The following is an 8,828-nucleotide window of genomic DNA, read 5'->3' as shown; positions in this document are numbered from 1 at the left end:
AACGACCCATCCGCACCCACCACCCCACCCACCCCCAACGACGTCCCACCCCAAAACGTGTCGTTCGAACGGTTCTCCACCTGAAAACTGCCGAGCCGTTCGAGGGTGAATTGCCGACTCAACGGGGGACTCAGCGGATTGCCGGCCCGATCCGTCACGGTGGCGGCGATGGTGAACCGCGTCGGCCCCAGCTGAAGGGGCCCATCCACGAGCGATACGCTCAGAGTGGTCCCTCCAGCATAGCTCAGCGTGACCGGGTAAAGCACATCATCGGCCGTATCGAATGTGTTGTCAGGCCCCGGCTGACGGAGGGAGTACGCGGAAAGATTGGTCACCGTCGACGGCCGCATCGGCTCGGAAAAGGTCACCGTAAACGCATTGATAATGTCCGAGCTGACGGATCCCTGGGCGGGCAGAGTGACATCCAGCACCGCCGGTGCCACGGAATCGGTCACGGCGATGGACAGGAGGTAACGTGCCATCAAATCCTGGTGTGAGGAAGCAGTGACCCGAGCCAGATAATCGCCCCTCTGCGAAACGGTGAAGGTGGTTTGCGTCGTGGTCTGTGTGACCGGATTGGTTTCGCCGGACCGGTAGAGCGCCACAAGCGCATCGCCGGGAACCAGGGTGCTCCAGGGTCCGGTTGTCAGTTGGAGCAAAACCGTGTTCCCCGGGTCCAGTGTACCGAGGGCGAACCAATCTCCGCTCGCATCATCCACAGGCAACGTGCCGGCGGCACGCAACTGAAAACTGCCGCCCAGGAAAACCGGGGGTGGGCTGTTCGCAGTGTTGGTGCTGTTGTTCGGCTCGGTCTCGAGGCCGGGCCCGCGGGTCAAATCGACCCGCAGGCGATAATCCGACACCTGATGATCCGTGTAAACGCGCACGCGGTAGCTGCCCGGCGCAGAAACGGCGGCATTATGGAATTCTGCGGTTCCGGTCACGCCGCCGTCGGCCGAGGCGATGATCTGGCCGGAGGGATTGACCAGGCGCAAGCGCGGCCGCGCCGCCCCGACGCTGGTTTCGATCCGGGCGCTGATCCGATCGCCCGCTTCCGCGTCAAACACCCAATCGTCTGCATTGGCCGTGCCCAGTCCGTCGAAACTGTTGGTTGCCCCGGCGACGAACCATGACGAAGCGGGAATCGCCTCGGTCAGCGTGAGCGACTCGACCCCGGCCTGCGTCCACAACACGGTCATGAACCCGTACAGCAGGCCTGGAAGCCACCGACACTTTTTCCGAAGTAAGGTCAGCGGCAGGCGTTGCCCGACCCCCTCGAGGAACGGCTTGCAATGCCGCCGAAACAAGGCCGCGGTGGCCAGTACCAGGCAAGGACGAGTGTTCATGGGATGTGGTGGTTCTGCAGGGAAAGCCAACGCCTCCCAAGCTGACTTGTCAAGATCCCGAGTTGGCATGCCGAGCTCGGAACAAACTCACTCTAGCTTCTCGTCCAGACTCTGCCCATCCGCAGATCATCGGAAGTTCCTTCCGTAGTCCACCCGACACTGCGGATCGGGTACACCGCCCCTCGTGCGGAGGGAAGGAACGCTCTCCGCGCGCCCGGATTTGCCGGGCGGACTGGCTAGGGAACGACAGTTTGCGTACCGTGGCGGCGATGCAAAAAGATGACACCCGCGTGGATCATGCACCACCGCTTCGGTGGTTGCTCGTCCTGGCACTGGCCTGTCTGCTGGTCTCGCGGGCCGATGGGTCCGTCGCTCCTGCTCCGAGCGCGTCCGCAACTTCCCGGCAACCGCGCAGCACACTGCCCGGGAGCGCGAATTCACGCCTGCTGGTGCTGCCGACTCCGGGAAAGGAAAGTGAGGCAGAAGCCCTCCACCAGACGTGGCGGGCCCGCGTGCTGCATCGTCTCCACCGGTTGGGGGGCTGGGAGGTGGTCGAACTGCCGAAGGACACGGAAGTGGTTCGAGCCCTGGAGACGTACCGGCGGAATCCCGCGATTCAATTCGTGGAACCCGATGCGCCCATTCGGGCGGCGCAAACCTTGCCCAACGATCCATTCTTCCAAAACGGGGCGCAATGGCATCTGAACAACTACGGCCAGAACGGGGGGCTGCCGGATGTCGACGTGGACGGGCCCGAGGCATGGGATGTGGTGCGCGAGGCCCCGGGCGTCATCGTGGCCATCCTGGACACCGGCATTCGATGGACCCACGAAGACCTGGCGCCCAACCTGTGGCGCAATCCGCGGGACGGATCGTTTGGCCTGAATCCGATTGGCCGCAGCCACGATCCCTGGGACGACAATGGTCACGGCACGCACGTGGCCGGGCTGATCGGAGCGGTGGCCAACAACCAACGCGGAGTGGCCGGAGTGGCATGGCGCGTCCAACTCATGGCCATCAAGGTGCTGGACAGCGCCGGGAACGGCTGGTTCAGCGATGCCGTGGTCGGTGTGGAGTTCGCGCTGACGAACGGTGCCCGGGTGCTGAACGTCAGTTGGACGAGCTCCACAAATTCCGCGGCGTTTTCGAACGCGCTTTGGCATGCCGGCCGGGCGGGGGCCGTGGTGGTGGCCGCGGCCGGCAACAGTCCCATCAACCTCGATATCATGCCCCTCTACCCCGCGGCGTTGCGGCTGCCGCACCAGCTGACCGTGGCCGCCTCGACGCGGAGCGACGATCGCTATCTCCAATCCGCCTACGGGCCGGCCACCGTGGACTTGTATGCCCCGGGTGTCACGATGTATTCCACTCTGGCCACGGGCAACGCCGCGTACGGAACCCTGAGCGGCACGTCGATGGCGGCCGCCGTCACCAGCGGAGCCGTCGCATTGACCTGCCAACGATTCCCCACCGCCCCTCCGGAGGAAATCGTCGCGCGCATCCGCGCCGCAGTGGAAGTGCGACCCGCGTTCGAGGGCCGGTGCCGCACAGGCGGCCGACTGAACCTGCGCAAAGTTGTGGACCTGCCAGGGCTGCGCATCCAGCCCGGTCCGACCCCTCTCCTGTGGGTGAGCGGCACAGCCGGCCACGCCTACGAGATCCACGCCACCACCAATCTGGTTCACTGGCAACCGGTGACCTCTCGCATCCTGACCGCCGCGGAAGAGCCGTGGATCGACCCGGAAGCAACGGCCTGGCCGGTCCGCTTCTACCGCGGAGTGCCCGCTCCCTAGGCCGAGCACGCCGGCCGTCCTCGGCCCGCAACCCCAGCCGTCCCTGCCGGCAGGCCCTGCCGCCTTCTGCAAACCCACCACGCCAACCGGCCCCTCACGCCCACAGTTGGCACTTGACGTTTTGGCCGTGCCAAGCTGCACTGGCGAGCGAGGCCGGATGGGCCGGCATCATTAGACGGGGCAAAAATACCATGGGTGAAAAAAGGATCGTCTCAGCATGGATCCGGGGGGGAGCGTGTGAATGGAATCCTGCCGACGCCACTCCGGCAAGACCCTGGCGTCTGGTCCTCCTGGGAGCGCCAGGGGTGGGAAAGGGAACCCAGGCAGAGCTGCTGGCCGACCATTTGGGAGCGGTCCATTTGTCCACGGGCGACCTGTTCCGGGCTGCCAAGCAGGCGGACAGTGCCCGCTCCGCAGCCATGGAGGAGGCCCTGCAATACATGCGACGCGGCGAGCTGGTGCCCGATGACATCGTCATCCGGCTGGTGGAAGAGCGACGTGCCTGTCTGCGACTGCCCTGCGGGTTTTTGCTGGACGGGTATCCGCGGACGGTCGCCCAGGCCGAAGCACTGGACCGGTTGCTCGAGCGCGAGGGACTGGTCCTGGACGGGGTGCTGGACTACGAGCTCCCCTTGGACGAGGTGGTGCGGCGGTTGAGCGGTCGACGGACCTGCGCCCGGTGCCAGGCGGTGTTCCATGTCGACACACGTCCGCCGCGACGCGAGGGCGTCTGCGATCACTGCGGAGGTCCCCTGTTCCAACGCGAGGACGACCGGCCCGAGGCCGTCCGGGTCCGCATGGAGGTGTATCAGCGCAGCACCGCCCCTCTCATCGACTACTATCGGCAGCGCAAACTGCTCATCCCCGTACCGGCCCACGGCACCCCGCAGGAGGTGTTTGCCCGAAGTCTGGAGCTGCTGAACGGACGCCACCCCGGAGCGGCCGTGACCGCGGCCACGCCCATTTCCGCCGCGTAGCTTTCGCCTCCGCCCCATCCGGCGGACCTCCCACCCCGGGCCCTCACCGGCGCGTCGCCCCATCGTTCCCAAGGACCGGCGCGCCGGTGGTCTCCCGGCGGCTTTCGCGAACACGGCGGTCGCATTGGCCGTTGGCTCAAGGATGGGTTAGATTGTCTCGGTCATGAGGCAGTTGTGATTCAACAATCCGCAACCTCCAAAGCATCTTATGAGCAAGCAACTCACCCTCGAGCAGTGCATGACCTTCCTGAACTGGCAGTGGAGCGGCAGTGGCCGATCCCGCCCGCCGGGCCCGCCGCTGACGCGCACCGCCATTACGATTTCCCGCCAGACCGGGGCCGGAGGACACACGATTGCGATGCGTCTGGCCGAGTGCTTGCAGGCGTTGTCCCCGGCCGGCAGTCCTCCCTGGACCGTCTTCGATCGGAACCTGATCGAGCAGGTCTTACAGGATCATCATTTGCCGGCCCGCCTGGCGGAGCATCTGCCCGAGGACACCGCCCCCCAACTGGAGGATATTTTGGACGATCTGTTTGGGCTGCGTCCCGATTCGTGGACGCTGGTGCAGCAGACAGCGGAGACCTTGCTGCGCCTGGCGATGTTGGGACACGTGATTCTGATCGGCCGGGCGGGCGCGGTCGTGGCTGCGCGTTTGCCTCACGTGCTCCACGTCCGGCTGGTGGCGCCCTTGGAGGTCCGCGTGGCAAGGGTTCAGGCGGATCGGAAACTGAGTCGCAAAGCGGCCGAGGAGACGGTCCTCCGCGAAGATCGGGGCCGGGCGCGTTACTGGAAGCGCTACTACAACGCCGACATCGAGGATCCCCTGCTCTATCACCTGGTGATCAATACCGGACGCCTAAGCTGCGACGAAGCCGTGGCACTGATCGTCCAGTCGATGCGCACGCGCCCCGAGGCCGGACGCACTTGACCCGCCCCTGCTGCTGAGGAATTGCTTCCCGGCATGGGCCGAAGGTCGGGTAGCCGTCAGCGGTCGCCCCGCAAAGCGCGGGGGCGGCGGAGGCCGGGCGCAGCGCGGTGGTGTCTGCTCATCATCAGCGCGGCGGCGGCCGCGATCGTTTGGTGGAACCGGTGGCCCGTGCCGGATCGGACAAAGCTCGTCTCCGGCACAGAGCGAGGATCTGCTGGTCACGCGATCCAGGCGGGGCGGGAAGACTCGGGATTGCACGTTCCTTCGGAACCTGATGCCCCTGCTGCCCCCGAAGCAGCCCGTGCTGAGTCGGCTCCTCTCGGCCCCCTGAGCAAAACGGAGCCCCAGCCCCCGCCGCCGGGGGTTCCGCCGGCCCTGGCGCACCGCGACGTCGGCGTGCAGGAAACGTATCCGCGCCCGGCCCGCACCATCCTGGAGGCCCAGGTCGCTCTGGCGCGCCAGGGGATCTCCCCGGGGTCCATCGACGGTGTCTGGGGCCAGAGCACGCGGCTCGCGGTGCTGGCCTTTCAAGAAAGGGAGGGGCTTTCCAGGACCGGCGAGTTGGATGAACCGACCCGGGCCCGGTTGTTGCTGGAGAGACCTGCTATCACCACCCACGTAGTGGACCCGGACGACTTCCTCGGGCTGCAGGCCCTGGCGCCCACTTGGGCGGGCAAAGCGCAACAGCCCGCTCTGGAGCACGAGACCCTCTTGGAACGCCTGGCCGAAAGAACCAAGGCGTCCCCGGGATTGTTGCAGAGATTGAACCCCGAGGTGGACTGGGACCGGCTGCGCGCCGGCGCCGTGGTTCGCGTGCCGGATGCCGCTTGTCCGGCGCCTGCGGGCCCGGCCGCGTACCTGGTCATTCGGTTAAGCGAGAAATGGGTGCGCGCCTACGATGCCGGGGGGCGGCTGCTGGCGCATTTTCCCTGCAGCATCGCGGCCCGGGCAGAAAAGCGTCCCGTGGGCCGGATGGAGATTGTGACGGTCGCAGAAAACCCCAATTACACCTTCGATCCGGCCATGTTTCCGGAGTCGGAGGAGGGTCGGGCTCTGGGGCGCAAGTTGATCCTGCCGCCCGGCCCCAACAATCCGGTCGGTTCGGCCTGGATCGGTTTGAGCCTGCCGGGTTACGGAATCCATGGCACGCCGCATCCGGAACGCATCGGCCGGACCGAATCGCACGGCTGTTTTCGGCTGACCAATTGGGATGCCGCGCATCTGCTGCGTTTGGTCCGGGTGGGGATGCCCGTGGAAGTGGAGCCATGAGAGGTCCGCCTTCGCTGCGCGCAAGGCGTGGCCGGGTGGCAATGGATGCGTGTCAGTGGCAACAGGGGGCGCCTCCAACCGCATCCCAATGCGGACTCAGGTAGGGGATGCCCAGCGACAATCCTCGCAACATCAGCAGCACGCCGGCCACAGCGACCGTCCACGGCACGAGTTGTTGCCAGCGCAACCGCCATGACCCGGGCAAACTTCGGGGAAGCAGGCTCAAGGCCAGCATCATGGGCAGTGTCCCCAACCCGAACGCAATCATGAAGCCAACGGCGTGGATCAAACTTCCGCTGGCGGTGGCCGCCGCTCCTGCCACGTAGACCAGACCACAGGGCAGAAACCCGTTGAGCAGGCCCAACCCATACATGGCCCCCAGCGAACGCTCGGCGAGCAACTCCTGCATCCCACGGGTGAGCCACGCGGGCGCGCTCCAGCCTCCCAGGACGCCGCGGCGCGATGTCTTCCAGACCACACCCAGCACCAGCGCCGCGCCGAGTGTCAGACACACCCAGCGCTGGACGCCCGCAGCGGCGAAGGTTCGCCCCAGGCCGCCGAACACACAACCCAGCCCTGCGTACGTGGTCACTCGGCCGAGGTGGTAGATCAGCCGGCTGGCGATCCAGGTCCCTCGGTGCCAGCCCTGCAGGGGCAACGCCATCATCAGCGGGCCGCACATGCCTGCACAATGGAGGCTGCCGGCCAATCCAAGCAGGAAGGCCGCGCTCGCGAGGGCCCAATGAGAACTCGTCTCCACGATTGTGGTCCAATGCCACCGGGGCTGGTGCGTGGGATGTCGGCCCCGGCGGATCGCATGTTGGGAAAGGTTCGGCCCCGCGGCAAGTACGGGAACACCCGGCGATTGCGAGCGCCGGCACGAGTGGGAACCGCCGATTGCGTCTTGCATCAGGCAGGCATTGCGGCATGCTCGGCGGGCCCGGTGCTCGGGCAGGCAATGAAACTCTCGTGGTTGGCGTTGGTTTTGGGACTGCTGTTGGGAGGCGCGGGGTGGTTCGGTTGGAAACGGCCCGCTGCTGCCGTGGCGGCGGCACGTCGGTTTCCCCGATCGGTGCCCTGGGGTACCGGATTGATGTTACTGGCCACTGTGTGGTTCCTCTACTACGTGGCGCAGGAGAACATCGCCGATTTCGCCGCGATCAAGCCCCATCTGATGGTGGCTTTCGGGGTGATCGGGATTGGCGCCTGTCTGTTTGTGAAGGACTATCTGGGGGCCCGTGGTCTGGCCGTCCTCTGGTTGTTGCTGGCCAAGCTGATGGTGGACACCGGCCGGCCTCACCTCGAAGATACGTCGTGGGTGTTGGTGAATCAGACACTGGCGTATGTGCTGGTGGTGGCGGGCATTTGGGTCACGATCTCGCCCCAGCGACTCCGGGACTGGATTCTTTGGGCGACGGCGACCGAAGCCCGGTGGCGGGGGACGTCTCTTGCGACGCTGGCCCTGGGAGCAGGGTTGGTGGTGCTGGCATTGACAGCCTATCGCGGACTGTGACGTGAGCGGGAAACAGGGAAAGATCCTGGTCATTCGCGGGGGCGCCATCGGCGATTTCATCCTGACCCTCCCGGCCATTGCCGCGCTGCGTCAGCATTTCCCCAGGGCGCACCTGGAGATCCTGGGCTATCCCCACATTGCGCAACTGGCCCTGGCGGGGGGGTGTGTGGACGCCGTACGCCCCATCGAAGCACGTGCCTTGGCGGGCTTTTTCGCCCGCAACGGCGAGCTGTCCGAGGAGCTGCGCGATTATTTCTCCGAGTTCGATCTGATCATCTCCTACCTCTACGACCCGGACCAGATTTTTCAAAGCAACGTGCGGCGCTGCACACCGGCGCAATTCATCGCCGGGCCCCACCGGCCGGACGAAGCCGCCGGCGTTCACGCGACCCGCGTCTTCCTTCGACCCCTGGAACGACTGGCGATTTTCGACGCCGACCCGGTGCCGCGATTGCGCCTGCCGCCGGACCCGGAGGGACCGACCGGGTGGCTGGCTCTGCATCCGGGGAGCGGCAGCGAGCGCAAGAACTGGCCGGAGGCACGCTGGGCGGATTTGTTCCGGCGCTTGTTGGAGGTACCGGAACGGCGCTTTCTCCTGGTGGGAGGCGAGGCGGAAGGAGGTCGCCTTCAACATCTGGCCGCCGCGGCCCCGCCCTCGCGGCGCCAGGTTTGCCAGAGCCTGCCCCTCGCCCAATTGGCCCGCCGGCTGCAAAGCTGCCGGGGCTTCGTGGGGCACGACTCGGGCATCACGCATCTGGCAGCGGCGGTGGGTTTGCCGGTGGTGGCGCTGTGGGCGGACACCTCGGAGGCGGTGTGGCGTCCCCAGGGAGAGCGGGTGCGATTGATCCGATGGCCCAAGGGCCTGCGCGCACTGCCGGTGGAGGAAGTCCAGAAGGCCGTGGAGGCCATGTTGGCAGAGCACGCCGGACAGGAGCACGCTCCGACGGCAACCCCCGGCTGAGCCGGACCCGGAGCCGAGCCGGCAGGTAACCCCAGGTCCCG

8 protein-coding genes are annotated in these 8,828 nt (G+C 66.4%); 6 read left to right on the top strand and 2 right to left on the bottom strand.

Features of this window, described 5'->3' with window-relative positions; translation table 11 throughout:
• The coding region (locus tag ACPDIT_RS14740; protein ID WP_423444761.1) for an Ig-like domain-containing protein at positions 1-1,346 on the bottom strand (1,346 nt) is incomplete at its 3' end.
• 269 nt (positions 1,347-1,615) lie between these two features.
• Between ACPDIT_RS14740 and ACPDIT_RS14735 the strand changes: the two genes are divergently transcribed.
• The 4 genes from ACPDIT_RS14735 (at position 1,616) to ACPDIT_RS14720 (ending at position 6,313) form a co-directional block, all read left to right on the top strand.
• Positions 1,616-3,139 carry a S8 family serine peptidase gene (locus ACPDIT_RS14735; protein ID WP_423444769.1) on the top strand — a complete coding sequence of 508 codons (1,524 nt, stop codon included), beginning with the start codon at positions 1,616-1,618 and terminating at the stop codon, positions 3,137-3,139.
• A gap of 221 nt (positions 3,140-3,360) precedes the next feature.
• Positions 3,361-4,116 carry an adenylate kinase family protein gene (locus ACPDIT_RS14730; protein WP_423444767.1) on the top strand — a complete coding sequence of 252 codons (756 nt, stop codon included), beginning with the start codon at positions 3,361-3,363 and terminating at the stop codon, positions 4,114-4,116.
• A gap of 208 nt (positions 4,117-4,324) precedes the next feature.
• Positions 4,325-5,044 carry an AAA family ATPase gene (locus ACPDIT_RS14725; RefSeq protein ID WP_423444759.1) on the top strand — a complete coding sequence of 240 codons (720 nt, stop codon included), beginning with the start codon at positions 4,325-4,327 and terminating at the stop codon, positions 5,042-5,044.
• A gap of 396 nt (positions 5,045-5,440) precedes the next feature.
• Complete coding sequence (locus tag ACPDIT_RS14720; protein WP_423444757.1) at positions 5,441-6,313, top strand: L,D-transpeptidase family protein; 873 nt, start codon at positions 5,441-5,443, stop codon at positions 6,311-6,313.
• Between the two features lie 52 nt (positions 6,314-6,365).
• On the opposite strand, the gene ACPDIT_RS14715 is transcribed toward ACPDIT_RS14720, so the two are convergent.
• Entirely contained in the window at positions 6,366-7,223 is an 858-nt protein-coding gene (locus ACPDIT_RS14715; RefSeq protein ID WP_423444755.1) for a sulfite exporter TauE/SafE family protein, read from the bottom strand.
• Between the two features lie 48 nt (positions 7,224-7,271).
• Between ACPDIT_RS14715 and ACPDIT_RS14710 the strand changes: the two genes are divergently transcribed.
• On the top strand, positions 7,272-7,826 hold the full coding sequence (locus tag ACPDIT_RS14710; RefSeq protein ID WP_423444753.1) for a hypothetical protein: 555 nt from the start codon (positions 7,272-7,274) through the stop codon (positions 7,824-7,826).
• A 1-nt stretch (position 7,827) separates the two neighbouring features.
• The gene (locus ACPDIT_RS14705; protein ID WP_423444751.1) at positions 7,828-8,787 is read left to right on the top strand and encodes a glycosyltransferase family 9 protein; all 960 of its coding nucleotides are present in this window, start codon (positions 7,828-7,830) and stop codon (positions 8,785-8,787) included.
• Positions 8,788-8,828 lie beyond the last annotated feature (41 nt).

This window comes from Limisphaera sp. VF-2 (genome assembly GCF_049537125.1).
Lineage (GTDB): Bacteria > Verrucomicrobiota > Verrucomicrobiia > Limisphaerales > Limisphaeraceae > Limisphaera.
Note: the sequence above shows the minus strand (reverse complement) of the source record. Positions and strands in the feature narration are given on the sequence as shown.